Origin of the sequence: Leifsonia aquatica, from assembly GCF_014190775.1 — a bacterium.
Taxonomy (GTDB): domain Bacteria; phylum Actinomycetota; class Actinomycetes; order Actinomycetales; family Microbacteriaceae; genus Leifsonia; species Leifsonia aquatica.
The window spans coordinates 263,267-287,027 of record NZ_JACHVP010000002.1 but is presented as its reverse complement, the minus strand read 5'-3'; the positions used below and the strand labels follow the sequence as shown (position 1 = coordinate 287,027).

Sequence of the window (23,761 nt, the reverse complement as noted above, 5' to 3'; positions counted from 1 at the left end):
GCGAGAGGCGCCGGCGGGGTCGGACGCGGTCGTCAGCCGAGGCCGATGCTGGCCGCGGCCTCCTGGGTCTTCTTGAGGCTGGACGGGTCGGCGTCGACGAGGCCGGTGATCTGGTAGATCGCGGTGAGCGCCTTCACGCCCTCCTCGGTGCCCGCGTAGTCCTTCATCGCGTCGGCGATCTTGGTCTGCCACTTGGCGCTGATCTTGCCGGTGATCGAGACGCCGTCGTTCGGGATCTCATCGGTCAGGGCGAAGACGACGACTTTCTGGCCGACGTCGGGGGTGTCCTTCGCGACGACGCTCCGGGCGTCCCAGTAGCTGGTGCCGACCTCGGCGTCGCCGTTGTAGACGGCGAGCACGCTGGCGTCGTTGGCCGTGACCTGGACGGTCTTGATGTCCTTGTCGACGTCGAGACCGGCCTTCTTCATCGCCGCGACCGGGAAGATGTAGCCGGCCGGGGAGGCCGCCTGGAGCAGCGAGACGGTCGCTCCCTTGATCTTGGTGATGCTGTCGAGCCCGGCGGGGCCGGTGCCCTTCTCGGTGCCGTTGCAGTAGAGCATCCCGTTGGCGCCCGCGACGGGCTTGTCGGAGCAGTACTTGTCGGGGTCGTTGGTGAAGAACTGCGCCGCGTAGGTGCTCTTGCCGTTGCGCTGCGTCTGCAGGGCGGGGACCGCGCCGTACTTGTCGCACGCCTGGCTCATCTGCAGGCTCGGGAGCATGCCGATCTGGGCCTGGTTGCTGCCGATGGCCTCGACGGCCGCCTGGTAGTCCTGCGTGATGACGCCCTTGACGGGGATGCCGAGGCGCTGGGTGAGGGCGTCCTCCAGGGGCTTGACCGTCTCGACGAGCTTGCTGGCGTCGCCCGACGGGACGAGCGCGAGCGTGAGCTGCGTGGGGTCGGCCGCCGTGTCGTCCGAGCTGCCGGAGCAGACGGAGGCCGGGGTGCTGGTGCCGCCCGCGGCGGCGGTCTGCTGGCTCACGCCGCAGCCGCTGAGGGCCAGGACGGTGAGGAGCGCGAGGCCGGTGGCGCTCGCGGCGGCGGTCGTGCGGAGTTTCATTGCGGTTCCCATTCTGTGCGGGTGGTCGGTTCGAACGGTGCGGTGCGATGGATCGGTGGAGAAGTCGTCAGGCGGAGGGGATGGGGGAGGGGGCCATGCGGTCGACGGGGTGTGCGAGTGCGAACGCGATCGGGTCGTCCGCCCAGGCGGCGATGCCCGGGTAGAGCTCCGGGAACGTCGGCGCGACCAGGTGGGCGGGCCCGGCGCGGTGCCCGAACCGGTCGATGAGCGCGGTCGCGCATCCCGCCGCGAGGGGTTCGGCGAGGTCGTTGCCCCAGATGTCGCCGACCGAGAGCAGGGTGCGCGGATCGCGGCCGTCGAGCAACCGCGGGAGGAGATCCGCCCAGCCGGCGGGCTTGCGGGCCTCGGCGTGGACGCGGTCGATCGACCCGGCGAGGCCGAGGGCCTCCAGCGTCTCGGTCACACCGTCGAGCGGGGCGTTCGTCACCAGCACCCGCTCGGCCGTGCCGGCGAGCCCCTCGAGGAAGTCGGCGAGGCCCTCCGGAGCGGAGACGTCCAGGCGGCCGCCGGCCAGCTCGCGCCGGCTGCGCTGGTAGGCGCGCTGCAGAAGCTCCTCGTCGGCGTGGCCGGCGGCGAGCTCGGCGACCGCGGCATAGCCGTCGGCGTATGCGGGCGACCCCGGCTCGCCGTCGAGGAACGCCCCGAGACGGGCGCGCAGTCCCGCGTCGAGCTCTCGGCCGGCGATGTCGTCCCGGTCGAGGATGCCCGCGATGACCGCCTCGGCGTACGCCCACACGGGGGCGTCGCCGACGCACACCGTCCCGTCGAAGTCGAGGACGAGCAGGGGCAGGATGGAGGTGGTTCCGTCGGTCACGTTCAGCAGCATAGGCGTCCATGAACGTTCCGTTCATAGAAATCTGCGTGATGAAACGATCGTTCACGCAGTGTTCACACGCCCGCCCGCTCGTAGACTCGGGACGTGACCGAAGGCATCCCGGCGTCGAGCGAGGAGCTGTTCGAGCTGTTCGGGACCGGCAGCTGGGTCTTCCTGCCCCAGGCTCCGGCACGGGCGATCGCGGCGGAGCTCACGGCCGAGATCGTCGACGACCGGTTCGCGTGGGGCGAGAACCCGCACGTCGGCGAGGGCGGCGCGATCCTCGTGCTCACGGCGCCGATGAACGGGTGGATGCTGCTGCACGGGGCGAGCGAGACGGTCGGCGTCGTGGCGGCCGAGCTGAGCGAGCGGCGCGACGTCTACCGCGCGATGATCGACGTGCGGCTGCCGGCGATGAGCTGGGCGTACCTGGAGGGCGGGATGCCGGTCCGCACCGTGTCGGTGGAGCTCGGCGACGACGGCGACCTGGTCACCCGCACCGCGGGCGATCCGCTGCCGTTCGAGCGCGACGGAGCCCTCGGTGCGGGAGGTCGGCACGGCCTCGATTCCTTCTTCTATCCGCTGGCCGTCCTCGGCGAGCACGGAGTGACGCTGGATGAGCTGCGGCGCGGCCTCGGCCTCCCGAGCGTCACCTTGCGGATCGGTTGACGCGGTAGCGCAGCAGCACGGTCCCGCCCGAGAAGGTCCGCTCGTCGAGGAGTTCGAGGTGGAGCGACAGAGCCCGCGGGAGGGCGGGGGTGCCGCCACCGACGGTGACCGGCACGACGAACAGCGAGAACTCGTCGATCAGCCCGGCACGGAAGGCGGCCGCCGCGAGCGTCGGGCCGCCGATGGACACGTCCCGATCGGATCCCTCGACCAGCGCCCGCACGACGTCTGGGTCGAAGGAGCGCTCGAGGCGGCTGCGCTCCATGTCGACCGTGTCGAGAGTGGAGGAGTACACGACTTTGTCGATGCCGCGCCAGACCTCGGCGAAGCCGGCGACCACCGCCGGGTCGCCGGGGCCCGGGAGGGCGTCCCACGCGCGCATGGTCTCGTACATGCGGCGCCCGAAGAGGTAGGTGCCGACCGTGCGCTCGCGCTCGTTGATGAAGGCGTGCACGTCGTCGGTTGGCGCCGTCCAGTCGAAGGAACCGGCGGCGTCCGCGGTGTATCCGTCGAGCGAGGCGCTCACGGAGTAGAGGAGGCGGCCCATGCGCCGACCCTAGGACGCCGGGCCGCCTGCGGCCAGCCCTAGCCGCCGATCCGCGGGAAGAGCGCGGCCAGCGCGGCGAGCTGCTCGCCGAAGAACAGCGGCACGATCAGATCGATCACGACGGCTATCCCGACGGCGAGCAGTGCCGCGCCGGCAGCGATGACGACGAGGACCGCGAACAGCCTGAGGTAGGCGTTCTCCGCCACGGCCGCGAGCACCCCTCGTGCCCGGCGGCCCGGCGAGCTCACCCGAGGGACGGGCGAAGTGGCCGTGAGGCGGTGGTCCAGTGTCGTCATGATTCTCTCCCTGCTTCCCCCTGAAGCGGCCGGACCCCCGTCCGGCCGATGAATCCAGTCAAGCCGGGCGCGGGCGGCGGGGCATCCACCCGCGGTCGGGATCGTGTCATCCCTCGGTATGATTCCTCGTGCGCCGGAGGGTCGGGGGCGCAGGAGCGAGGGGGCGCCGATGACGTCACGCAGACCGCTGTGGATCGCGGTGATCGCGGTGGGCACCGCGCTGGTGCTGGGGCTGGGGGCGACGACGCTCGCGCTCTACTTCACCGCGCGCGACGCGGCGCGCCCGGAGGCGCTGGTTTCGCGTTACCTGACGCACGTGCAGCACGGCGAGATCGAGGCCGCGATGAAACTGGAGGGGCGCAAGCCCGATGCGACGCAGGTGCTCCTCACCGACGCCGCGTACGCGAAGGTCTCGCAGCAGCTCTCCTCGTTCCGCATCGAGCGGGTCCGTTCCGTGGGTGAGAACCAGCTGCGCGTCGACGTGCAGACCGTCGCGGGTGGGAAGACGGGGGCGGCGTCGTTCACGGTGGCGCACGGCGACGACGGGCCGGTCGGGTGGCTCGGCGTGCACGCCTGGAAGCTGAAGCCGGTCTCGCTCTCGACCGTGACGGTCGCGGTGGGAACGCACGACGCCGTGGATGCGACGATCGGCGGTGCGACGCTGCACTGGGACGGGAAGGTACGGCGGCTGCTGGCCTTCCCCGGACGCTATTCGCTGACGGTCCCGGGAGGAAACGCCTGGTACTCGGTCACCGGCGCCGACGCGGCCCTGACCGGGTTCGGCCAGAGCGCGGACCTGCGCGCGAGCAGCACGCTGACGCCGGCGGGCGTCGAGGCGGCGACGGCGGCGACGAACGCCTGGGTGAACACCTGCCTCGCCGGGGGCGCGCAGCCGCAGGGGTGCTCGTTCGGCCTGGATTCGGGGAAGCCCGACGACGAGACGTGGACCAACGTCCGGTGGGAGCTCACGGCGCCTCCCGCCGTCGCGTTCGGCGCGTGGGACTTCGACTGCACCCAGGGCACCGTCCTCACGGCCGGCTGCTGGCCCGTGACGACCACGACGTCGGGGTCGGCCGACTTCCACGCCGACTACCGCGTCGCGGCCAACGGTGAGACCGGGGAGATCTACTCGACGACGCCGGGGGAGGTCGAGGTGCAGGGATCCATCCTGACCATCGGCCCCGCCGGAGCGACCTTCCAGTCGATCAGCTGGGGGTGACGTCGCAGCCGCAGCCGAGCTCCGGCGACGGGATGCTGTCGTCGCGGTCGGCCAGCCGACGCGCGAGCTGATCGCGCCGGCGCTCCAGGTCGGCGATCGCGGCGTCGAGCTCGGCGATCCCCTCGCGGTAGGCGGCCACGGAGGCGGGGCACTCGTCGCTGCGAGCGTGGCCGGAGCCGAGGCAGTCGATGAACGGCGCGGCCTTGCCCGGCGGGATGCCGGTCAGGGCCAGCTCCCGGATCTCGAGCACGGCGCGGAGCTGCTCGTCGTCGTAGTCCCGGTACCCGTTCGGCAGGCGCTCGGGAGCGACCAGACCGAGCTGCTCGTAGTACCGGACCGCCTTCACCGTCACGCCCGCCCGGCCGGCGAGCTCGCTGATCTGCATGGGAGCCTCCGCCGACAGCGTAAACCTCTCCCCTGAGGTCAGGGTCAAGCGCGCTACACTATTAGTTAGTGCCCTAATGAATCGAGGAGACATGGCCGGTGGCTTTGCGCGGTGGTACGCGCGCTGGAACGAGAAGCTGATCCGCGTCGCCGGTCCCGCTCAGCTCGGCGCCGGACATCCCGAGGGCCCCGACCGCCGCTCGCCCGCCGCGCCGTGCCCGATGTGCGGGCGCCCGATGACCGAGCACACGGTGCTGCGCCCGGGTGGTCAGCGCGACGCGACCCGCTTGGTGTGCCCCGAGGTGCAGGGCGCCGCCTGACCGACCGCGAACACGGTCGGCGCGGGGTCACTGAGCCTGCGTCGCCGCCGCGATGATGCCGTGCAGGCTGCCCCGCAGGCTCTCGAGCTCGCTGACGGGCAGGCCGAGGCGCTCGACGATGCGGTGCGGGATCTTCTCCGCCTCCGCGCGCAGCTCGCGTCCCGCGGGCGTCAGCCGCACCTCCAGCGCGCGCTCGTCGGCGGTGCTGCGCTTGCGCTCGACATAGCCCGTCGTCTCCAGGCGCTTGAGCAGCGGGGAGAGCGTCGCCGGTTCCAGCTGCAGCGCCTCGCTGAGGTCCTTGACCGACCGCGGCTCGCGCTCCCAGAGGGCGAGCATCACGAGGTACTGGGGATGCGTCAGCGACAGCGGCTCGAGCACCGGGCGGTAGAGCGCGATCACGCTCCGGGCGGCCACGGCGAGGCCGTAGCAGACCTGGTTCTCCAGGGCGAGCAGGTCATCGGACACGGGGACAGTCTAGGCGGGGCGCGGGTCCGCTCACTCGGCGCGCGAGAACTCCGAGGCCCGGGCGACCTGGTCCGCGGTGAGCGTCACGCCGGTGTAGCGCTCGAACTGGCGCGCGGCCTGCAGAGCGATCACCTCGGCTCCCGTGATGAGGGTCTTGCCGGCCGCGCGTCCCGCCTGGACCAGCGGCGTCTCGGACGGGAACGCGACCACGTCGAAGACGGTCGTCGCACGCTCGATGTGCTCCTCGCCGAAGGCCAGGGCGGTCTCGTGGTCGCCGCGCATCCCGAGCGGCGTCACGTTCACGATCACGTCGTACTCGGCGCGCGGCTCGTCGGCGGTCCACGTGTAGTCGTAGCGCTCGGCGAGGGCCCGGCCCGCATCCGCATTGCGCGCGAGCACCGTCAGGTCGTCGAAGCCGGCGCCGCGGAATGCCGCAACGACGGCCTTGGCCATGCCCCCGGAGCCGCGCAGCAGCACGCGCTGCGCCGGATCGACGGCGTGCTCGGCGAGCAGCTGCTCGACGGCCTCGTAGTCGGTGTTGGAGGCGGTCAGCAGGCCGTCCTCGTTGACGACCGTGTTGACCGACTCGATGGCGACGGCCGAGGGCTCGAGGTTGTCGACCAGCGGGATGATCGCCTCCTTGAACGGCATCGACACCGAGCAGCCGCGGAAGCCGAGCGCACGGATGCCGCGCACCGCGCCCTCCAGATCGCTCGTGGTGAACGCCTTGTAGACGAAGTTCAGGCCCAGCTCGTCGTAGAGGTAGTTGTGGAAGCGGGTGCCGATGTTGCTCGGACGCGCGGCCAGCGAGATGCAGACCTGCATGTCCTTGTTCAGGATGGGCATGGGTTCATTGTCGCAGGACGGGCCGGGCGACTCACCCCTCGGCGCCGGCGACGACCGTGCCGATGCCGAGCGCGGCGAGGATGCCCGCGGAGATGCGCTCGATCACGCGGGTGACCCGCGGACGCTTGAGCCAGGCGACCATCCGGGAGGCCAGCAGAGTGATGGCCACCAGGTAGAGGCCGCCGACCGCCGCATCCACCGCACCCAGGAGCATCGTCTCGCCGAAGCCGGCATGGGCCGACACGAACTGGGGCACGACGGCGAGGAAGAACAGGCCGACCTTGGGGTTGAGGAGGGTCGAGAGGAGCCCGGCCAGCAGGCTGGACGTGGAGCGGCGACGCGCGACCGGTTCCGTGTCGACGCCCTCCGCGGCGGCGCCCGCTTCGGTCGATGCGGCGCGGGCGCTGCGGCGCGTGGCGACGAACGCGGCGACGCCGAGGTAGATCAGGTACAGGCCGCCGATGATCTTGACGATGCGGAACAACTCCGCCGACTGCTCCAGCAGTGTCGCCAGTCCGACCGCGACCAGGGCGGCCCACACGAGCGAACCCGCGGCGCATCCGGCGGCCGCAGCGAACCCGTCGCGCGCACGCCCCATGCTGTACCGCAGCACGAGGAACGTGTCGGGACCCGGGGTGAGCGCCAGTACCAGGCAGAGCCCGGCGAACGCGAGGATCGAGAGCGCCGTCATGCGACGATCCTAGGACCCGATCAGGCGAGCTCGTCCAGCCGCAGGACCGCGGACGGCCCCGCCGGGTCGAGCAGCAGGCCGGCGTAGCCGTCCTCGCGGGCGACGCGGGCGACCGCCTCGACGGTCGTGCCACGTGCCGTCAGCCCGGGGGACCAGGCGAAGACCTCGGCGGGAGAGGTGAAGACCGGATGCAGGAGGTCGCCGTCCTGACCGACGGCGGAGGGGATGGCACCCTGGCCCTCGTCGAGGCCGACGTAGACGACCGGGGCGGCGGTGACGAGGGCGAGGAACGACGGCCACGGCAGGTCGCGGTCGACCAGGGCGTTCTTGAGAGCGGCGTTGCGGCCCGGCTCGTCGGTCACCTGGCCGCGCAACTCGTCGGCGTAGGCGATGAGGAGGGCGTCGTCGCCCGGGTCGAGGGCGAGGCCGTCCGCGCGGTTCATCGCCTCCGCGAGCACCGACCAGCCGGGCTGCGCGAGGGAGCGGAACTCGGCGCCCCCGCGATAGGCCGCGAGTCGCTCGTTGCTCGTGAAGGCGACGAGGAGGTCCTTGCCCGCCGCGTCGGTCTGCTTGGCGAGCGCGAGCGTGTCTCCCGCCCGGAACCCGGCCGACGGGTCGGCGAAGACGGACGCGCTGATGTCGAGGAGCAGCTCGCCCGCGACGCACTGCCGCAGGACGCCGGAGAAGGTGCGGGCGTCCTTCAGATCGGCCCACGCCTCCAGAGCGGTCTGGACGGGGAGGTTGCGCACCAGGCGATCGTTCACGCGTCCAGTATCCCCGAGACGGCCGTCTGGGAACTCTCTCAGCGCCGTGACAGCCGACCGTTACGTTCACAGCTTGACTCCAACCCGAGGATGATTCACGCTTGTCCCTATGACCGCCACTCCGGGCCTCGCGCCCCGTGGCGCTCGCAATCCCGGGTCGCAGGGCGCATTGAGGCACTTGAACCAGGAGCGGCTCGTCGAGTTCCTGCTGGCGAACGGTCCCTCCACCCAGGCTGAGCTGGCGCGCGGGACGGGGCTGTCGACCGCCACCGTCTCGAACATCGTCCGCGACATGGCCGTCAAAGGCGTCGTCGCCACGAGTCCCGTCACGTCGAGCGGCCGCCGGGCGCTGCTCGTGCAGCTCACCGACACCGGCGACATCGCCGTCGGGGTCGACTTCGGCCGCCGCCACGTGCGGATCGTGCTCTGCACGCTGGGCTACGCGGTGCTCGCCGAGCAGGAGCTCGCGCTCCCGCTCGGCTACGACGTCGCCGGTGCGGTCGTCGACGCCTCCGGTCTGCTCGACAGGATGCTGGCCGACGGCGGCCACGACCGCGAGTCGGTGCTCTCGGTGGGCATCGGCATCCCGGGCCCGATCGACCGACGGACCGGCACGGTGCTGCAGGGCGCCATCCTGCCGGAGTGGGTGGGCGTCAACCTGCGCGACCTGGAGAACGCCTTCCGCTTCCCGGTCGTGCTCGACAACGACGCCAACCTCGGCGCCCTGGGCGAAGTCACCTGGGGTGCGCATCGCGGCGCGCGCAACATCATCTTCGTGAAGATCGGATCGGGCATCGGCGCCGGGCTGATCATCAACGGCCAGACCTACTACGGCAACCTCGGCATCACCGGCGAGCTGGGGCACACGCCCGTCGTCGATCCGGGCGTGATCTGCCGGTGCGGCAACCGCGGATGCCTCGAGACGGTGGCATCGACCACCGTCATGATCGAGTCGCTCGGCCGGAGCGGGACGGAGCCGGTCACGACCGCCGACATCCTGCGCCGCGGCCTCGAACGCGACCCCGCGGCCCTCCGCGTCGTGGGCGACGCCGGCCAGGCCATCGGCCAGGCGATCGGCAGCATCGCGAACGTCATCAACCCCGAGCTGGTGCTGATCGGCGGCCCGCTCGTCGGGCTGGGAGAGGCGCTGCTCGAGCCGATCCGTCGCGGCATCCAGCACAACGCCATCCCGATCATCGCCGAGACCACCACGGTGAGCGTCTCGTCGCTCGGCGACCGGGCCGAGTCGCTCGGCGCCGCCGCTCTCGTGATCCAGGGCGCCCTCGCCGGAGCGGAGTAGTCGGCCGCACCGCAGGCGCGTACCGTGGCGGTCACAGCAAACCGTTATCGTCTCGTTGTCTTCACTATTTGACGCCAAGTCCAGACATAGCGTTTACTACTTAGGCACATGACCGAACATGTGCGGCAGGAATCCGAAACCAAGGAGCGACGATGTCGTCGAACGCAGTCATCCTCGAGATGCGCGCGATCACCAAGGAGTTCCCCGGTGTCAAAGCGCTGGAGGATGTGTCCCTGACCGTCAAGGCCGATGAGATCCACGCGATCTGCGGCGAGAACGGTGCAGGCAAGTCCACCCTCATGAAGGTCCTCTCGGGCGTGTACCCGTACGGCACCTACTCCGGCGACATCGTCTACCAGGGCGAGGTCATGCGGTTCAAGGACATCAAGTCCAGCGAGCAGCAGGGCATCGTGATCATCCACCAGGAGCTCGCCCTCATCCCCGAGCTGTCGATCACCGAGAACATCTTCCTCGGCAACGAGCCGCGCCGCTGGGGCGTCATCGACTGGAACGAGGCCAAGAAGCGCGCGGTCGAGCTGCTCGCCCGCGTCGGCCTCACCGACGACCCCGAGACCCAGATCAAGAACATCGGCGTCGGCAAGCAGCAGCTGGTCGAGATCGCCAAGGCGCTCAACAAGTCGGTGAAGCTGCTCATCCTCGACGAGCCGACCGCCGCGCTGAACGAGGCCGAGTCGGCCCACCTGCTCGACCTCATCCTGGGGCTGAAGAGCAAGGGCATCAGCTCGATCATCATCAGCCACAAGCTCAACGAGATCGAGCGCGTCGCCGACGAGATCACGATCATCCGCGACGGCCACAGCATCGAGACGCTCAACGTCAAGGCCGACGGCGTCGACGAGGACCGCATCATCCGCGGGATGGTCGGCCGCACGCTCGAGAGCCGCTTCCCCGAGCGCACTCCGAACATCGGCGAGACCTTCTTCGAGGTGCGCGACTGGGTCGTCCAGCACCCGCAGGTCGCGGACCGCCTCGTCGTCAAGAACTCCAGCTTCACCGTCCGCCGCGGCGAGATCGTCGGCTTCGCCGGCCTGATGGGCGCCGGCCGCACCGAGCTCGCGATGAGCGTCTTCGGCCGCTCCTACGGCAACTTCATCTCCGGCGAGATCTACAAGGACGGCCGGCAGATCCAGGTCCGCAACGTCTCCGAGGCGATCGACAACGGCATGGCCTACGTGAGCGAGGACCGCAAGGTGCTCGGCCTCAACCTCCTCGACGACATCAAGGAGTCGATCGTCGCGGCCAAGCTCAGCAAGATCGCGAAGCGCGGCGTCGTCGACGACCTGCAGGAGTACGCGGTCGCCGAGCAGTACCGCAAGAGCCTGCGCATCAAGACGCCGGACGTCGACCGCGGCGTCAGCACGCTCTCCGGCGGCAACCAGCAGAAGGTCGTCCTGGCCCGGTGGATGTTCACCGACCCCGACCTCCTCATCCTCGACGAGCCCACCCGCGGCATCGACGTCGGGGCCAAGTACGAGATCTACGGGATCATCCAGGAGCTCGCCGCTCAGGGGAAGGGCGTCGTCGTCATCTCCTCCGAACTGCCAGAGCTCCTCGGCATCTCCGACCGCATCTACACGATCTTCGAGGGTCAGATCACCAACGAACTCCCGATCGCGGAGGCGACCCCCGAGACGCTCCTGAAGAGCATGACATCCGCCAAGAAGAGGGTGACCGCATAATCATGACCACACAGATTCCCGAGAAGAAGAAGTCCGGAGGGATCCGCGACCTCGGCAAGATGTTCGGCAACGGCCAGTCCACCGGTCGTCAGTTCGGCATCCTGGGCGCGCTCGTCGTCATCGTCGTGTTCTTCGAGATCATGACCGGCGGCAAGACGCTCGACCCGGTGAACCTCATCAACCTGGTCAACCAGAACACCTACGTGCTGATCCTCGCGATCGGCATGGTGATGGTCATCATCGCCGGCCACATCGACCTGTCGGTCGGCTCGGTCGCGGCGGTGGTCGGCATCGTGGTGGCACAGGCGATGACGCAATGGAACATGCCCTGGCCGCTCGCCGTCGTCCTCGGTCTCGTGCTCGGCGCCGTGATCGGCGCGTGGCAGGGCTGGTGGGTCGCCTACGTGGGCGTCCCCGCGTTCATCGTGACGCTGGCCGGCATGCTCATCTTCCGTGGCCTCAATCAGTTCATCGGAAACGCCAACACGATCCCGGTGCCGGACGGCTTCACCTACATCGGCGGCGGCTTCCTCCCCGAGTGGGGCCCGGACACCGGCTTCAACAACTCGACTCTGCTGCTCGGCCTCATCATCGTGATCGCGATCGTGCTGATCGAGGTCCGCACCCGCCGCAACCAGACCAAGATGGGCTCCGAGAAGGCGCCGCTCTGGGTCAGCGTGTTCAAGGTGATCGTGCTCGGCGCCGTCGTGATCTACTTCACCTTCGTCTTCGCGGGCGGCCGCGTCGGGACCTCGTTCCCCGTCGCCGGTGTCATCCTCGGCGTGCTGATCATCCTGTACTCGTTCGTGACCCGCAGCACGATCTTCGGCCGCCACATCTACGCGGTCGGCGGCAACTGGCACGCGGCCGAGCTCTCCGGCGTCAAGATCAAGCGGATCAACTTCTTCGTCATGATGAACATGTCCGTGCTCGCCGCGCTGGCCGGCATGATCTCGGTCGCCCGGTCGGTCTCCTCCGGCCCGCAGGACGGCCTCGGCTGGGAGCTCGATGCGATCGCCGCCGTCTTCATCGGTGGCGCCGCGGTCTCGGGCGGCATCGGAACGGTCGCCGGCTCCATCGTCGGTGGTCTGGTCATCGCCGTCCTCAACAACGGCCTCCAGCTGCTCGGCGTGACCACGGACAAGGTCCAGATCATCAAGGGCCTCGTCCTCCTCATCGCGGTCGGCATCGACGTCTACTCCAAGCGTCGCGGCGGCCCCTCCTTGATCGGCCGGATGTTCGGCGGCGGCAAGAAGCAGGAGGCCGACGCCCTGGGCGCCGACCAGCCCGCCGTCGCCCCCTCGGACGACTCCGCCGAGGCCTCGTCCCGTTCACTGACGAACTGACTTCCACCTCACACCTGCACCATCCAACACACAGAAAGTAGAAACGCCATGCGCAAATTCGCACTCGCGACAGTGGCTGTCGCAGCTGCCGCCGCGCTCGCCCTGACGGGTTGCTCGAGCCGTGACAGCTCGTCCGGCTCGTCGTCGGCTGCCGGCTTCGACAAGGGCGCCACCATCGGCGTCGCCCTCCCGACCAAGACGTCGGAGAACTGGGTGCTCGCCGGTGACCTCTTCACCAACGACCTCAAGGACGCCGGCTTCAAGGGCGACGTGCAGTACGCCGGTGCCTCGGGCGCCGTCGCCGACCAGCAGTCGCAGATCCAGTCGATGATCACCAACGGCGCGAAGGTCGTCATCATCGGCGCCGTCGACGGTGGCCAGCTGGCCGCCCAGGCCAAGGCCGCGCACGACGCCGGCGCCGTGGTCATCGCCTACGACCGCCTGATCCTCAACACGAACGACGTCGACTACTACGTCGCGTACGACAACGAGAAGGTCGGCGAGCTGCAGGGGCAGGCCCTCCTCGACGGGATGAAGAAGCGCTTCCCGGACAAGAAGACCTACAACATCGAGCTCTTCTCCGGCTCGCCGGACGACGCGAACTCGAAGGTCTTCTTCGACGGCGCGATGAAGATCCTCCAGCCGAAGATCGACGACGGCACCCTGAAGGTCGTCTCGGGTCAGACCGACATCAAGCAGACCGCCACCCAGGGCTGGCTGCCGGCGAACGCGCAGACCCGCATGGACAACCTCCTCGCGGCCAACTACGCGTCGACCGAGCTCGACGGCGTCCTGTCGCCGAACGACACCCTCGCTCGCGCGATCATCACCTCGGTGCAGGGTGCGGGCAAGCCCGTCCCCGTCGTGACCGGACAGGACTCGGAGGCCGAGTCGGTCAAGTCGATCATGGCCGGCGTGCAGTACTCGACCATCAACAAGGACACCCGCAACCTCGTGAAGCAGGCCGTCGCGATGGTCTCCTCGCTGCAGAAGGGTGAGAAGCCGAAGACGAACGACGACAAGTCGTACAACAACGGCAAGAAGGTCGTCCCGGCCTACCTGCTCACCCCGGTCGTCGTGACCAAGGAGAACGCGGCGGAGGCGTACGCCAACGACCCGACCCTGGAGCCGCTGACCAAGTAACACCGGTCTCGCCCGCCGAGAGGCGGGAAGGCGAGAAGGGCCGGAGCGACGATGTCGCTCCGGCCCTTTCGGTATCCCCCTGGATGTGTCCCCCTGGCCGAAAACCTGTGACAACCCTATGAGCCCGCGGCGGGGCGGGCATCGGGGCTTCCACTGATTTCCGGCCCGTGTCCACCCGTACCGAAAAGTTTGCTTTGACGCGAGCACCCCGGGTGAACTAAACATATATCAGGGTACCCGCATCCCATCCGCCCTCACCCGGCGAAAGTACGACATGACCCTCGACAGCATCACCGACCACCACCCCGCTCCGAACCGCTCCGCCGATCGGAGGCTGCTGCGCAACGACGTGTTCGAGCTGCTGCTGGAACGCATCATGGACGGCTCCCTGGAACCCGGCTCCCGCCTGAAGGACGCCGAACTCACGGCCTGGATGCGTGTGTCCCGCACGCCGGTCCGCGAGGCGCTCGGCAAGCTCGGCAGCATCGGCCTCGTCCAGACCTCGCCCAACCGGTACACGATCGTGGCGCCCCTCGAAGGAGCGGAGGCCGCCGATGCGATCCAGGTGCTCCGGCAGCTCTACCCGGACGCCATCCGTGCGGGCATGGCCGGCCTGGACGCCGACGCCGAACTCGAAGTGGGGCTGCTCGCCGGGCGGCTCGACCGCGATCCCGACCAGAACCCGGTCGACGTGTTCGTCCGCATCGTGCAGGTCGTGCTCGACGCGCTGCCCAACGGCGTGCTCGTCGAGGCGGTGGACACGGTCCACCTCCGCGTGCTGCGCTACCTCCGCCTCGCACCGTGCGCCGCGGACGTGCTGTCGCGGGAGCGGGTGCTCGCGTTCGCCGCGGCGCTCTGCGCGCACGACGACCGGGCGGGCACGATCATCGAGAGCGTGCTCGACGATGCGGAGCGGACGGTCACCGCGCGTTGACGGGCGCGCGCTGCGCCGTCGCCGCCTCGGTGCGGCGCATCGCCGCCCGGTAGAACCGCACCAGTTCCGCTGCGCGCGGGCGCTGCGCGGCCATGGTCGCAGCATCGACCCGCCGCGACGCCATGTGGTGCCGCCACGACTCGGAGGCGCAGCGGTAGTCCCACGCCACCTTCGCAGCCGCCTCGAGCGTGCGGCACCAGCCGATCAGCTCCCGTTCCGCCGACGCGGCGGCCCAGGTGACGACGCGGAACCACACCTCCGGCCGTCCGGGGTCCCCGAACGCGAAGCGGCGCACCACCGCGTACGCCATCCCTGCCGCACCCTGCCGCAGCACCCACTCGGTGGGGTGGGCGTTCGCCACGGGATGCCAGGATGCGGTCACGGCGAAACTGTACGAAACGCCCCCGACACCGGCCTCAGGTGAAGAGGCGGATGAGGGCCGCGACGACGGCGGCCGCCGGCACGACCACGATGAACGGCACGCGCAGGGCGTAGAGGCCGGCGGCGATCGCGACGGCGGGCAGGCGTGCGTCGAGCTGCAGCGATTGGCCGGCGCCGAAGGTCTGCACCGCGATGAGCGCCGCGAGGAGTGCCGCCGTCAGCAGGTCGCTGACGCGCGCGACGGTCGGGTGGTCGAGCGCCTTGGGCGGAACCAGCCACCCCACCGCCTTGAGGGCGAGCACGGCGATGGACGCGAGCAGGATGATGTTCCAGGTGGTCACGGCTCGACCTCCCGTTCCATCGGGATGGCCTCGGGATGCGGCGGATCATCGCGCCTCCCGAACAGGTTGAGCACGCCGACGATGATCGCCACCGCCGCGGCGGCGAGCACGGGGAGGCCCGGCAGGATGAACGGGGTCAACAGGGTGGCGACGAAGCCGGCGGCGACCGCGACCGCCTGCGTCTGACGTGCCTTGAGCCGCGGCCAGAGGAGGCCGAGGAAGGCCGCTGCGGCAGCGGCATCCAACCCGTAGGCTCGCACGTCGCCGATGAGGTTGCCGAGCAGGGCGCCGGCGAGGGTGGTCAGGTTCCAGCCGATGTAGACGACCAGGCCGGTGACCCAGAAGCCCACGCGCTGGGCCCGGGGATCGGTCTGCGCCGTCGCGACCGCCGTCGACTCGTCGATCGTGAGCTGCACGGCCGCGGTGCGGCGCCAGAGACCGCGGTCGATGATCCGGGAGAGCCGGAGGGCGTAGAAGGAGTTGCGCACGCCCAGCAGGGCCGCGCTCGCGATGGCGGTCCCGCCGGCAGCGGTGCCGCCCGAGGCGAGGACGCCGATCAACGCGAACTGCGACCCGCCGCTGAACATCAGCAGGCTCAGCACGCAGGCCTGCCAGACGTCGAGACCGGACGCCGTGGCGAGGGCCCCGAACGAGATCCCGTACGCCGCCGTCGCGAGCCCCACGGCCCAGCCGGAGCGCGCTGCGGCCCGGACCTCGGGGGAGCGGTCGTCGGCCATCCTGCGAGACTAGCGCGCCGACGGATCGGGCGACGGTCGGATGTCTAGCGCCCGGGTCGGCCCCCGACGGCGAACTCTCTGTCGCCGACGACGACCGTCAACTCACCGGTGAGCGATTCCGCTCCCGGTACCCGCACCTCGTGCGTGACCAGGGCCAGATCGGCCGTGCACACTCCGAACGGGCTTTCACGACGGTCGACCGTGATCTCCACGCGGTCACGTCGGAGCTCGCGCAGCCCCGTCGGCTCGGGCGGGCAGCTCGAACTGCCCCACAGTGAGATCGCCAGCAGGCCGGGTTCCGTCGCCCACTGCACTCGAGGACCGAGATCCGGGTCGGGCAGGTCGATCGCGCCCGATTCCGGAGCGACGGTGGCCAGCGGAGCGGCGTCCTCCGGTAGCCCGGGGTAGGAGCTCTCGGCGATGGAGGCGGAGGCGCATCCCGTGACCGCGAGCAGGGCTGCAGTCGCCGCGAAAGCCGCGATGCCGCCTCTGCCCCAGGGGATCATGACCGCACTCTACCGATATCGTGCGCGCGGAGGACTACCGGAAGAGGCGGGCGACGAGTCCGTCGGCGGTGCTGTCGTCGAGGGTCCAGGGCAGGAAGATCGTCCGGTAGACGATCGGCGCGACGACGACATCGACGATGTCGTCGACGGTGATCGTGGCGTCGGGGTGGCGTGCCAGCAGCATCCCCGCCTCCGCGCGGCGGTTGCGGAGGCAGTCGGACTGGCGCTCGCCCGCGCTGGAGGCCCCGCCGCGGAGCAGGGCGGCGTTGACCGGCTTGCGGTAGTGGGCGGCGATCTCGCGCGCCCAGCCGGCCAGGTCGTCGTGGAGGCTGTCCGTCTGTGCGATCGGCCGCTCGGGATCGAGCTGGTAGGTCACGATGTCGTTGATGAGCGTGGGAAGGTCGCCCCAGCGGCGGTAGATGCTTGTCGGGTTGACGCCCGCGCGCTCGGCGATCATCGGCACGGTGACGCGCTCGCGGCCCTTCTCCTTCACGAGCTCCTCGACCGCGGTGCGCACGTTGTGGATGACGGCGGCGCTGCGACCGCCCGTGCGCTTGGAGGTGGCCTCGTCGATCGTGGAATCGGACATGGGAATAGCTTAAAGCAAATCCTGTTGCTTTAACTCGAACGAGGCCCTAGAGTCCACTAAAGCAACGGTATTTGCTTTAAGGAGGCAGTCATGACGACCACAGCGGATGAGCTCTGCGCAACCGGCTCCACCGCCGCCGTCCCGGGCGCGGTGCGCACCTCCGGTCGTGGGTTCCGGCTGCGGCCGGTCGCGGCGTTCGCGGGCACGGCCCTGGCGTTCGTGGCGGTCGCGCTCGCCGTGGGTGCCCCGAGCCCCCTCTTCGTGCTCTACGAGCAGGAGTGGGGTTTCGCGCCGTGGCTGCTGACGGTCGCCTTCGCGATCTACGCGGTCACGCTCCTCATCACCCTCCTGGTGGCGGGATCGCTCTCCGACCACATCGGTCGCCGTCCCGTCCTGATCGGCGCACTGGCGCTCCAAGTCGTGGCGATGCTGATGTTCCTGTTCGCGACCGACATCGGCTGGATCATCGCGGCGCGCTCCGTGCAGGGCGTGGCGACCGGCGCCGCCATGAGCACCTTCACGGCCGCACTGGTCGAGCTGGCGCCCGAGAAGCAGAAGAAGCTCGGGGCCACCATCGGCAGCACCGCGCCGGTCGGCGGGATCGCGCTCGGTGCCTTCTTCACCGGCCTGGCCGTGCAGTTCGCCTCCGCGCCGACGGTGCTCGTCTTCGTGACGCTGGCCCTGCTCTTCGCCGCCGGCATCGTCGTGGTCGCGGCCTCGCCCGAGACGGTCCGTCGCCGCCCCGGAGCGGTGCGGTCGCTCGTGCCGCGGCTCGTGATCCCGCGCGCCGCACGGGGCGAGTTCGTCGGGGCGATCCCGCTCTTCCTCGCCACGTGGATGCTGGCCGGGCTGTTCATCGGGCTCTCGCCCTCCATCCTCCACGGCGTCTTCCACCTCGACAGCGGCCTGCTCAACGGCGCCATCGTCGCGGTGCCGCCCGCGGTCGGCGCGGTCGCGGGCCTGGCACTCACCCGCGCGCCCGCTCGACGCACCACGGTGTGGGCGATGGCCGCGATCGTCGCCGGGATCGTGCTGGCGGGCGCGGGGATCGCCGCGGCGATCCTGCCCCTGCTGTTCGCCGGCGCGACCGTGGCGGGCGCGGGATTCGGCGCCGGCTTCTCCGCGATGCTCCGCATCCTGGCCCCGCTGGCCCCGAACGACAAGCGGGCGGAGCTGTTCGCCGGGATCTTCCTCGTCAGCTACCTCGCGTACGGCGTGCCCGCGCTGGTCGCCGGCGAACTGATCGCCACCGTCGGTCTGCTGCCGACGGTGCTCGGCTACGCGGTCGCGATCGCGGCGGCCGCCATCGTGGCCCTGGTGGTGCAGGCGGCGCGCGTGCGGCGGGAGCTCACACCAGGTCGATGAGCACCTTGCCCACGATGCCGCCCTCGACGGCGTCGTGGGCGGCGGCCGTCTCGGCCAGCGGGAAGCGGGTGAGCGGTAGGCCGTGCTCGACGCCGACCGGCAGCGCGCCGTCGGCGACCGCGGCCGCCACGGCGCGCACTGCGGCGTCCTTCACATCCGCCGACGTCGTGTAGGTCAGCACGAACTGCCAGCGCAGGTTCTTCGACATGCTGGGGCGGACGGGGACGCTCACCTCGGACTCGCCGGGGGTGTCCGCGTAGACCGCGATCGTGGCGCCGGTGGCCGCCACGCGAACGTCGAGCTCGGCGTTGGCGGCCGGGTTGACCTCCACCACGATGTCGACGCCGCGCGGAGCCAGCGCACCGATCGCCTGGGCCGTGTCCGGGTCCGTGTAGTTGACGACGTGGTGGGCACCCGCCGCGCGGGCGAGCTCGGCCTTGTCGTGACTGCTCACGGTCGAGACCACGGTCGCGCCGGCCCACACGGCCAGCTGGATGGCGGCGTGGCCGACGGCTCCGGCGCCACCGGCCACGAGGACCGTGCGGCCCTCGAGACTGCCGCGGGAGAGCTCGGTGGGTGCGTGCTCGTACGACGTCAGCGCGCGATGCGCCGTCAGCGCCGGGATGCCGAGGCTGGCTCCCACGTCGAAGCCGACCTCGTCCGGCAGGGCGACGACCTGGCGCTCGGGCAGCACGACGAGCTCCTGCGCGGTGCCGTCCGGGCGCTGGTACGCCGCGTCCCACACCCAGACGCGGTCGCCGGCGCGCACCGAGGTCACACCGTCGCCGACCTCGTCGACGACGCCGGCTCCGTCCTGGTTCGGAACCTGCGGTCGGGGAAGCGGGGCCTTGTCGCCGCTGCCGCGCCGCGACTTCCAGTCCGTCGGGTTCACCCCGGAGACGTGGATGCGCACGCGCACCTGGCCGGGGCCGGCGTGCGGCTCCTCCCGCTCGCCGAGCACGAGCACGTCGGAGTCGCCGGTGGAGGAGTACGTGACAGCCTGCATGCCCCTAGCCAACCACGGGTCAGCCCGCAGAGCACGCCCCGGAACTGATCGGTGCGCTGCCGACGGAGGAGAGCACCGGCCGCAGCTCGGACAGGGCGAGCGCGTACCCGGTGTCGGGGTCGACGGTCGACCGGGCGAACACGACGCCGACCACATCCCCCGCCGAGTCGAGGAGGGGGCCACCGGAGTTGCCGGGGCGGATGGTGCCGCGGAGCGAGTAGATCTCGCGCTCCACGGATCCGCTCTGATAGATGTCGGTGCCGCGGGCGACGAGCTGGTCGCGCACGCGCTGCGGGCTCACGGTGAAGGGTCCGTTTCCCGGGTAGCCGACCGCGTACGCCTGCGCGCCGGACGTGAGGTCCTGGCCGATGTCGAGCGCGGGAGCGCCGAGCCCGGTCACGTCGAGCACCGCGAGATCGCGGGAGGGGTCGAAGGCCACCAGCGTCGCGCGGTCCAGCGTGTTGCTCCCGGCCTCCCGGACGACGATCGAGGAGGCGCCGGCCACGACGTGCGCGTTCGTGACGACGCGGCCGCGCTGCACCACCCAGCCGCTGCCCTCGGAGTCGACACCGCACGCGGGCTTGGAGGCGAGCACGGTCACCACGGACTGCTCGGACTTCGCGATGTCCGCCGGAACGGAGGCATCGGGCGCCGCGATGGTCTTGATCGACTCCTCGCCCTCGAAGACCTTCGGCAGTCCGGCGCTGGCGAGCGCATCATCCATCGCTCCGAGCACCGTCGAGGCGGGGAGCGGGGCGATGCCGTTGAGGGTGGCGACGACGCGGGACGAGTTCGCGGCCTGGACGACGGTCGCGAGGCTCGTCGACATGGCGAAACCGGCGACCAGCCACACCACGACCGCCCAGGTCGCGAGGCCGAGCACCGCGCCGATCAGCGAATCGAGCCAGCGGATCGGGCCGCGCCGGAGCACCTTGCCGAGCAGGGCGGCGATGCCCCCGGCGATGGCGTAGACGACGCCCGCGCAGACCAGGATGACGACACCGGCCACGATCGATCGCTGCGTGACACCGGTGAGTCCGTACGAGACGCCCCAGCCGACGACGGTCGGGGCGAGGAAGAGGCCCAGCGCGACGCCGCAGCCGAGACCGACCAGGGAGCCGGCCGCGCGGATGGCGCCGTTGGTGTACCCGGCGACGACGGCCAGCACGCCGAGCACCAGAAGCACGACGTCGACCACGATCTCCACGCGCCTTACGATGCCGCACCAGGCTGTGCGGAGCCTCAACCCCGGGTGAGCATCCTCTGGCCCTTGCCTCCGAGCCACCCGGGGCCTACCGTCCGAGGCTCAGAGAGCGAGAGGAACGGACATGAGCGACGAGCAGCGCGGAGACCTCGACCCCGGAGAGCGGGAGATGACGAGCGCAGACCTGACGGCCCACGACGGCGAGCACGGCGAGCTGCCGGACGGCGCGGAGCCGTCGCAGCAGAGCCACCACGACGCCGAGACCGAGGAGGACACCGCCTCGGGCGGTGCTCCCGACTGAGCCGGACCGCACCTATCGGACGAGACACGCCGCGCGGTCAGACGACCGCGCGGCGTGTTGCGTCAACTGGACGGCGGAGTGTTCGCGTCGGCGTCGGCCGCCGCCTCAGCCGCCGGGGGCTTGCGCCGGGCGGTCAGGATGACGATGACGACGCCGATGATGGCCAGCACGACGATCGCGACCGCGATCCCGATGACCAGTCCGAGCCCCGAGTCGTTCGCCGCCGCGGTGGGCTGCGGCGTGGAGGCTGTGACGAGCGGCTCCGAACCGCCGGCGGTCGCCTCCGGGGTCGCCGGATCGGAGGCCGCCGGGGTGTCCGTGCCCGAGCCTCCCGCTGCTGCACCGCACGGGGTTTTCTCGCTGCCCGCCGCCTCCGTGGCGCCCGCGGGCGGCTGGTAGGCGAACGCGTACGAGTTCGAGACCGTGTGGCCGTCGGCCGACACGATCTGGTACGTCACCGTGTACGACCCCGCGCCGCCCAGGGCGACCGGCGCAGACACGTTGACGTCCGCGACCGTCGCGCAGCCCGTCTCGAAGTGGCGTGTAGCCGCGTCGGGCCCGGTGACCGTCAGCAGCGTGCTGGAGCCGTCGCCGGCCAGGTCGAGCACCCGGTCGTTGAAGGTCAGCGTCACCATGCTCGGCGGCGCCGTGACCGTCGAGTCCGCCGCCGGGTCGCTGCTCACGAGGTAGTCGTGGGCCGAGGCGGCGACGGCGGGGAGCAGGGCGAGCGCGACGGCGGCGGCGAGGCCGGCCGTCGCGGCGAGGGCGCGGCGCATCATGCCCGCACCTTACCCCGGCGCACGAGCGCCAGCACCGAGATCACGAGGGCGATCGCGCCGAGCGCGAGGCCGCCGATCCCGAGCCCGATCGAGACGGCGGTCGCGGTCGTGCCGGCAGCGGGCGCCGGTGTCTCGGTGCTCGTGACGACCTGGGTCGTCATCGTGCCGCCGTCCTCGCCGGGTGCCGGGGTGTTGACGTAGAGCGTGGGCGCCGGGTGCTCCGGCTCCGTGCCCGAGGCGGGGGTCGCCTCCGCCCAGTTCACGACGCTGCCGTCCGAGTAGTACTGGTGGGTCGGGAGCAGGATCGAGCCGGTGTCGGGCACGGCGCCCGCCGAGATGGTGAACTCCTGGAACTGCCCGGGCGCGATCTGGGTGCCGCTGTCGGCCGTCCAGGTGATGCGCACCGGGGCCTGGGTGATGGTGCCGTCGTCGGTCTTCACCGGCTTCGCGAGCGTCTCGGTGTCGACGGAGGTCGACCATCCCGGGATCGGCTGGTAGCTGACCGACGTGAACGGCGTCTCGGTCGGCAGGTCGACCACGAGCTTCACCGTGCCCGCGGTCGCGGACTCGGTGGGCACCTTGAACGTGAGGGTGGCGTAGCTGCCGGGGGTCGCCGCGTCGGGGGTGACGTGCACGTGCGCGCTGGCCGCGAGCGGCGCGGCGAGCAGCAGGAGGGCGGTGGAGGTCGCCGCGACGGAGGCGGCGAAGGTCGTCTTCTTCATGAGGGTCCTTAGGTACGGTGCAGGTTCGTCGGATGCGCGTGCGCGCACGCGGACGACCCCGATCGCGACCGGGACGCCCGTCAGAACGCGCTGACGAGCGCCGGAGGACCGCGGTGCCGCAGCCGGGCGAGGGGGAGACCGAGGTCGCGCAGGCGGGCCGGCTCGGCCGCGGCGACGGCGGAGACGACCGCGACGACGCGGACGGGGATGGGCGTGGCTCCCGCGACCAGGGCGGCGAAGCGCAGGACGCCGACGCGGGCCGTCGCGAAGAGGCCCCAGAACGCGCGCTCGCCGAGTCGGAGCGCGACGACGGTGACGAGCACGGCCGTCGCGTGCGTCAGCCACATCGAGGGGGAGGCGGGGTCGCTGTGTGAGGCGGGCATGGCCGCACCGGTCATCGTGAGGTGCGCGCCGGTGTGCAGGTGCCCGAGCGCCGACGTGCCGTCCGCGCCGACGAACCGCGCCGTCCCGTCGCCCAGGCTGAACAGCGCGTGGAAGAGGAACTGGCTCAGCACGACCGAGACGGTTAGCCGCCAGAGCGAGAGCCGCCGCGACGTGAGCGCGATGGAGGCAAGAGTGGCGAACGCGAGGCTGAGCGCCACCGGCACGATGCCGGGCGCCGCGCCGCCGCCGGCGACGTGGAAGAGGGCGGCGACGAAGATCGCGACGGCGGACGCGAGCGTGCCGCGCATCGCGCGTGCCGGCCTCGATCCCATCGGCCCGTCCTCACTCGTCGCCCTCGCGGGCCGCCCTCGTCGGTCATGGGGCATTCGGAACCAGTCTAGGGAACGGATCGCCGCCGCCATCGCGGTCTGGCGGCGCGGGCCGCGGCCGCAGTATCGTGCGGATCGTGGAGGTGGCCGGATGACATTCCGAGCAGTGCTGCAGCTGGACGGCGCGACCGCGACCGGGATCGTCGTCCCGCCCGAGGTGGTGGAGGCCCTCGGCGGAGGGGGTCGCATCCCCGTGCGGGCGACCGTCGCCGGGGTCGAGTACCCGAGCACGATCGCGATGCGTGCCGGTCAGGCGAAGCTCCCGGTCAGCGCCGACATCCGCACCCGGGCCGGCATCGCGGCGGGCGACGACGTCGAGGTCGACCTCGTCCGCGACGACCAGCCGCGCACGGTGGAGGTGCCGGAGGATCTGGCGGCGGCGCTCGCCGCGGTGCCCGGCGCGCGCGAGCGGTTCGACGCCCTGTCGGTCAGCAACCGCAAGCGCCACGTGCTCGCGGTCGAGGGCGCCAAGGCCGCGGAGACCCGCGCGCGCCGCGTCGCCAAGGTGCTGGAGGAACTCGCCGGCTGAGCGCCGCGCGC

30 protein-coding genes are annotated in these 23,761 nt (G+C 71.0%); 11 read left to right on the top strand and 19 right to left on the bottom strand.

All coding sequences use genetic code 11. The annotated features are described in order from the left end of the window. Positions 1–32: 32 nt before the first annotated feature. Both phnD and FHX33_RS11230 read right to left on the bottom strand, forming a co-directional pair. On the bottom strand, positions 33–1,058 hold the full coding sequence (phnD, locus tag FHX33_RS11235; RefSeq protein ID WP_183428519.1) for a phosphate/phosphite/phosphonate ABC transporter substrate-binding protein: 1,026 nt from the start codon (positions 1,056–1,058) through the stop codon (positions 33–35). 67 nt (positions 1,059–1,125) lie between these two features. Next, positions 1,126–1,893 carry an HAD family hydrolase gene (locus FHX33_RS11230; RefSeq protein WP_183428518.1) on the bottom strand — a complete coding sequence of 256 codons (768 nt, stop codon included), beginning with the start codon at positions 1,891–1,893 and terminating at the stop codon, positions 1,126–1,128. Positions 1,894–1,998: 105 nt separating this feature from the next. Here FHX33_RS11230 and FHX33_RS11225 point away from each other — a divergent pair, with 105 nt between their 5' ends. Beyond that, on the top strand, positions 1,999–2,562 hold the full coding sequence (locus FHX33_RS11225) for a hypothetical protein (RefSeq protein WP_021765639.1): 564 nt from the start codon (positions 1,999–2,001) through the stop codon (positions 2,560–2,562). Here FHX33_RS11225 and FHX33_RS11220 read toward each other — a convergent pair. Together FHX33_RS11220 and FHX33_RS11215 are read right to left on the bottom strand one after the other, a co-directional pair. Further along, complete coding sequence (locus FHX33_RS11220) at positions 2,543–3,109, bottom strand: dihydrofolate reductase family protein (RefSeq protein WP_021765638.1); 567 nt, start codon at positions 3,107–3,109, stop codon at positions 2,543–2,545. The genes FHX33_RS11225 and FHX33_RS11220 overlap by 20 nt on opposite strands. A 38-nt stretch (positions 3,110–3,147) precedes the next feature. Further along, positions 3,148–3,405, bottom strand: coding sequence for a hypothetical protein (locus FHX33_RS11215; RefSeq protein ID WP_039924367.1), 258 nt, complete (start codon positions 3,403–3,405; stop codon positions 3,148–3,150). Positions 3,406–3,574: 169 nt separating this feature from the next. Between FHX33_RS11215 and FHX33_RS11210 the strand changes: the two genes are divergently transcribed. Beyond that, positions 3,575–4,624 (top strand): hypothetical protein, encoded by a 1,050-nt coding sequence (locus FHX33_RS11210; protein WP_021765636.1) that lies wholly within the window; start codon positions 3,575–3,577, stop codon positions 4,622–4,624. Here the strand turns inward: FHX33_RS11210 and FHX33_RS11205 are convergent. Continuing rightward, positions 4,611–5,009 carry a MerR family DNA-binding transcriptional regulator gene (locus FHX33_RS11205; protein ID WP_039924366.1) on the bottom strand — a complete coding sequence of 133 codons (399 nt, stop codon included), beginning with the start codon at positions 5,007–5,009 and terminating at the stop codon, positions 4,611–4,613. The genes FHX33_RS11210 and FHX33_RS11205 overlap by 14 nt on opposite strands. A 91-nt stretch (positions 5,010–5,100) precedes the next feature. Between FHX33_RS11205 and FHX33_RS11200 the strand changes: the two genes are divergently transcribed. Next, positions 5,101–5,328, top strand: coding sequence for a hypothetical protein (locus FHX33_RS11200; RefSeq protein ID WP_183428517.1), 228 nt, complete (start codon positions 5,101–5,103; stop codon positions 5,326–5,328). A 27-nt stretch (positions 5,329–5,355) separates the two neighbouring features. Here the strand turns inward: FHX33_RS11200 and FHX33_RS11195 are convergent, their stop codons facing one another. The 4 genes from FHX33_RS11195 to FHX33_RS11180 are packed head-to-tail and all read right to left on the bottom strand — an operon-like array spanning position 5,356 to position 8,094. After that, positions 5,356–5,793 (bottom strand): MarR family winged helix-turn-helix transcriptional regulator, encoded by a 438-nt coding sequence (locus tag FHX33_RS11195; protein ID WP_021763621.1) that lies wholly within the window; start codon positions 5,791–5,793, stop codon positions 5,356–5,358. A gap of 30 nt (positions 5,794–5,823) precedes the next feature. Beyond that, the gene (locus FHX33_RS11190; RefSeq protein ID WP_021763620.1) at positions 5,824–6,639 is read right to left on the bottom strand and encodes a shikimate 5-dehydrogenase; all 816 of its coding nucleotides are present in this window, start codon (positions 6,637–6,639) and stop codon (positions 5,824–5,826) included. 31 nt (positions 6,640–6,670) lie between these two features. After that, positions 6,671–7,330, bottom strand: coding sequence for a LysE family translocator (locus tag FHX33_RS11185; RefSeq protein WP_021763619.1), 660 nt, complete (start codon positions 7,328–7,330; stop codon positions 6,671–6,673). Between the two features lie 20 nt (positions 7,331–7,350). Continuing rightward, on the bottom strand, positions 7,351–8,094 hold the full coding sequence (locus FHX33_RS11180) for an SseB family protein (protein ID WP_021763618.1): 744 nt from the start codon (positions 8,092–8,094) through the stop codon (positions 7,351–7,353). A gap of 109 nt (positions 8,095–8,203) precedes the next feature. Between FHX33_RS11180 and FHX33_RS11175 the strand changes: the two genes are divergently transcribed. From FHX33_RS11175 to FHX33_RS11155, 5 genes are all read left to right on the top strand, one after another. Continuing rightward, complete coding sequence (locus FHX33_RS11175; RefSeq protein ID WP_039922671.1) at positions 8,204–9,394, top strand: ROK family transcriptional regulator; 1,191 nt, start codon at positions 8,204–8,206, stop codon at positions 9,392–9,394. 152 nt (positions 9,395–9,546) lie between these two features. After that, the gene (mmsA, locus tag FHX33_RS11170; RefSeq protein ID WP_021763616.1) at positions 9,547–11,094 is read left to right on the top strand and encodes a multiple monosaccharide ABC transporter ATP-binding protein; all 1,548 of its coding nucleotides are present in this window, start codon (positions 9,547–9,549) and stop codon (positions 11,092–11,094) included. Positions 11,095–11,096: 2 nt separating this feature from the next. Next, entirely contained in the window at positions 11,097–12,440 is a 1,344-nt protein-coding gene (gene mmsB / locus FHX33_RS11165) for a multiple monosaccharide ABC transporter permease (RefSeq protein ID WP_021763615.1), read from the top strand. Positions 12,441–12,488: 48 nt separating this feature from the next. After that, complete coding sequence (locus FHX33_RS11160; RefSeq protein ID WP_021763614.1) at positions 12,489–13,583, top strand: substrate-binding domain-containing protein; 1,095 nt, start codon at positions 12,489–12,491, stop codon at positions 13,581–13,583. Between the two features lie 274 nt (positions 13,584–13,857). Further along, positions 13,858–14,517, top strand: a complete 660-nt coding sequence (locus FHX33_RS11155) for a GntR family transcriptional regulator (RefSeq protein ID WP_021765791.1) — start codon at positions 13,858–13,860, stop codon at positions 14,515–14,517. Here the strand turns inward: FHX33_RS11155 and FHX33_RS11150 are convergent. From FHX33_RS11150 to FHX33_RS11130, 5 genes are read right to left on the bottom strand one after another with little or no spacing between them, the layout of a single operon-like run. Continuing rightward, entirely contained in the window at positions 14,504–14,899 is a 396-nt protein-coding gene (locus tag FHX33_RS11150) for a hypothetical protein (protein WP_183428515.1), read from the bottom strand. The two genes, FHX33_RS11155 and FHX33_RS11150, sit on opposite strands and share 14 nt — an antisense overlap. Before the next feature lie 34 nt (positions 14,900–14,933). Then, positions 14,934–15,239 carry an AzlD domain-containing protein gene (locus FHX33_RS11145; RefSeq protein WP_021760313.1) on the bottom strand — a complete coding sequence of 102 codons (306 nt, stop codon included), beginning with the start codon at positions 15,237–15,239 and terminating at the stop codon, positions 14,934–14,936. Further along, positions 15,236–15,976: an AzlC family ABC transporter permease gene (locus FHX33_RS11140; RefSeq protein ID WP_021760315.1), complete on the bottom strand. Its 741-nt coding sequence runs from the start codon at positions 15,974–15,976 to the stop codon at positions 15,236–15,238. Before FHX33_RS11140 ends, FHX33_RS11145 begins: the two co-directional genes overlap by 4 nt. Positions 15,977–16,020: 44 nt before the next feature. After that, positions 16,021–16,482 carry a hypothetical protein gene (locus tag FHX33_RS11135; RefSeq protein ID WP_021760317.1) on the bottom strand — a complete coding sequence of 154 codons (462 nt, stop codon included), beginning with the start codon at positions 16,480–16,482 and terminating at the stop codon, positions 16,021–16,023. 34 nt (positions 16,483–16,516) lie between these two features. After that, positions 16,517–17,071 carry a TetR/AcrR family transcriptional regulator gene (locus tag FHX33_RS11130; RefSeq protein WP_021760319.1) on the bottom strand — a complete coding sequence of 185 codons (555 nt, stop codon included), beginning with the start codon at positions 17,069–17,071 and terminating at the stop codon, positions 16,517–16,519. Positions 17,072–17,161: 90 nt separating this feature from the next. Here FHX33_RS11130 and FHX33_RS11125 point away from each other — a divergent pair, with 90 nt between their 5' ends. Continuing rightward, a complete protein-coding gene (locus FHX33_RS11125) occupies positions 17,162–18,436 on the top strand; it encodes an MFS transporter (protein WP_183428514.1) in 1,275 nt (424 codons plus the stop codon). On the opposite strand, the gene FHX33_RS11120 is transcribed toward FHX33_RS11125, so the two are convergent. Together FHX33_RS11120 and FHX33_RS11115 are read right to left on the bottom strand one after the other, a co-directional pair. Further along, positions 18,420–19,442 carry an NADPH:quinone reductase gene (locus tag FHX33_RS11120; RefSeq protein WP_021758417.1) on the bottom strand — a complete coding sequence of 341 codons (1,023 nt, stop codon included), beginning with the start codon at positions 19,440–19,442 and terminating at the stop codon, positions 18,420–18,422. The genes FHX33_RS11125 and FHX33_RS11120 overlap by 17 nt on opposite strands. Before the next feature lie 19 nt (positions 19,443–19,461). Beyond that, a complete protein-coding gene (locus tag FHX33_RS11115; RefSeq protein ID WP_021758419.1) occupies positions 19,462–20,649 on the bottom strand; it encodes a MarP family serine protease in 1,188 nt (395 codons plus the stop codon). A gap of 121 nt (positions 20,650–20,770) precedes the next feature. On the opposite strand from FHX33_RS11115, the gene FHX33_RS11110 reads away from it, so the two are divergent. Beyond that, on the top strand, positions 20,771–20,947 hold the full coding sequence (locus FHX33_RS11110; protein ID WP_021758421.1) for a hypothetical protein: 177 nt from the start codon (positions 20,771–20,773) through the stop codon (positions 20,945–20,947). A gap of 62 nt (positions 20,948–21,009) precedes the next feature. On the opposite strand, the gene FHX33_RS11105 is transcribed toward FHX33_RS11110, so the two are convergent. The 3 genes from FHX33_RS11105 to FHX33_RS11095 all read right to left on the bottom strand — a co-directional run bounded on the left by FHX33_RS11105 (position 21,010) and on the right by FHX33_RS11095 (position 23,164). Continuing rightward, entirely contained in the window at positions 21,010–21,726 is a 717-nt protein-coding gene (locus tag FHX33_RS11105) for a copper resistance CopC family protein (RefSeq protein ID WP_183428512.1), read from the bottom strand. After that, on the bottom strand, positions 21,723–22,448 hold the full coding sequence (locus FHX33_RS11100; protein ID WP_021764995.1) for a YcnI family copper-binding membrane protein: 726 nt from the start codon (positions 22,446–22,448) through the stop codon (positions 21,723–21,725). The genes FHX33_RS11105 and FHX33_RS11100 overlap by 4 nt, the downstream gene beginning before the upstream one ends. An 80-nt stretch (positions 22,449–22,528) precedes the next feature. After that, positions 22,529–23,164: a hypothetical protein gene (locus FHX33_RS11095; protein ID WP_246397256.1), complete on the bottom strand. Its 636-nt coding sequence runs from the start codon at positions 23,162–23,164 to the stop codon at positions 22,529–22,531. Positions 23,165–23,312: 148 nt separating this feature from the next. Here FHX33_RS11095 and FHX33_RS11090 point away from each other — a divergent pair, with 148 nt between their 5' ends. Continuing rightward, entirely contained in the window at positions 23,313–23,750 is a 438-nt protein-coding gene (locus FHX33_RS11090; RefSeq protein WP_183428510.1) for a YdeI/OmpD-associated family protein, read from the top strand. Positions 23,751–23,761: the final 11 nt, after the last annotated feature.

Coding starts and splice junctions, on each gene's coding strand:
- FHX33_RS11205 (WP_039924366.1), bottom strand. CDS start 5,009: ATGCAGATCAGCGAGCTCGCCGGCCGGGCGGGCGTGACGGTGAAGGCG.
- mmsB (WP_021763615.1), top strand. CDS start 11,097: ATGACCACACAGATTCCCGAGAAGAAGAAGTCCGGAGGGATCCGCGAC.
- FHX33_RS11220 (WP_021765638.1), bottom strand. CDS start 3,109: ATGGGCCGCCTCCTCTACTCCGTGAGCGCCTCGCTCGACGGATACACC.
- FHX33_RS11095 (WP_246397256.1), bottom strand. CDS start 23,164: ATGGGATCGAGGCCGGCACGCGCGATGCGCGGCACGCTCGCGTCCGCC.
- FHX33_RS11140 (WP_021760315.1), bottom strand. CDS start 15,976: ATGGCCGACGACCGCTCCCCCGAGGTCCGGGCCGCAGCGCGCTCCGGC.
- FHX33_RS11130 (WP_021760319.1), bottom strand. CDS start 17,071: ATGTCCGATTCCACGATCGACGAGGCCACCTCCAAGCGCACGGGCGGT.
- FHX33_RS11215 (WP_039924367.1), bottom strand. CDS start 3,405: ATGACGACACTGGACCACCGCCTCACGGCCACTTCGCCCGTCCCTCGG.
- phnD (WP_183428519.1), bottom strand. CDS start 1,058: ATGAAACTCCGCACGACCGCCGCCGCGAGCGCCACCGGCCTCGCGCTC.
- FHX33_RS11175 (WP_039922671.1), top strand. CDS start 8,204: ATGACCGCCACTCCGGGCCTCGCGCCCCGTGGCGCTCGCAATCCCGGG.
- FHX33_RS11125 (WP_183428514.1), top strand. CDS start 17,162: ATGACGACCACAGCGGATGAGCTCTGCGCAACCGGCTCCACCGCCGCC.
- FHX33_RS11135 (WP_021760317.1), bottom strand. CDS start 16,482: ATGATCCCCTGGGGCAGAGGCGGCATCGCGGCTTTCGCGGCGACTGCA.
- FHX33_RS11120 (WP_021758417.1), bottom strand. CDS start 19,442: ATGCAGGCTGTCACGTACTCCTCCACCGGCGACTCCGACGTGCTCGTG.
- mmsA (WP_021763616.1), top strand. CDS start 9,547: ATGTCGTCGAACGCAGTCATCCTCGAGATGCGCGCGATCACCAAGGAG.
- FHX33_RS11210 (WP_021765636.1), top strand. CDS start 3,575: ATGACGTCACGCAGACCGCTGTGGATCGCGGTGATCGCGGTGGGCACC.
- FHX33_RS11105 (WP_183428512.1), bottom strand. CDS start 21,726: ATGATGCGCCGCGCCCTCGCCGCGACGGCCGGCCTCGCCGCCGCCGTC.
- FHX33_RS11090 (WP_183428510.1), top strand. CDS start 23,313: ATGACATTCCGAGCAGTGCTGCAGCTGGACGGCGCGACCGCGACCGGG.
- FHX33_RS11190 (WP_021763620.1), bottom strand. CDS start 6,639: ATGCCCATCCTGAACAAGGACATGCAGGTCTGCATCTCGCTGGCCGCG.
- FHX33_RS11160 (WP_021763614.1), top strand. CDS start 12,489: ATGCGCAAATTCGCACTCGCGACAGTGGCTGTCGCAGCTGCCGCCGCG.
- FHX33_RS11185 (WP_021763619.1), bottom strand. CDS start 7,330: ATGACGGCGCTCTCGATCCTCGCGTTCGCCGGGCTCTGCCTGGTACTG.
- FHX33_RS11110 (WP_021758421.1), top strand. CDS start 20,771: ATGAGCGACGAGCAGCGCGGAGACCTCGACCCCGGAGAGCGGGAGATG.
- FHX33_RS11200 (WP_183428517.1), top strand. CDS start 5,101: ATGGCCGGTGGCTTTGCGCGGTGGTACGCGCGCTGGAACGAGAAGCTG.
- FHX33_RS11100 (WP_021764995.1), bottom strand. CDS start 22,448: ATGAAGAAGACGACCTTCGCCGCCTCCGTCGCGGCGACCTCCACCGCC.
- FHX33_RS11155 (WP_021765791.1), top strand. CDS start 13,858: ATGACCCTCGACAGCATCACCGACCACCACCCCGCTCCGAACCGCTCC.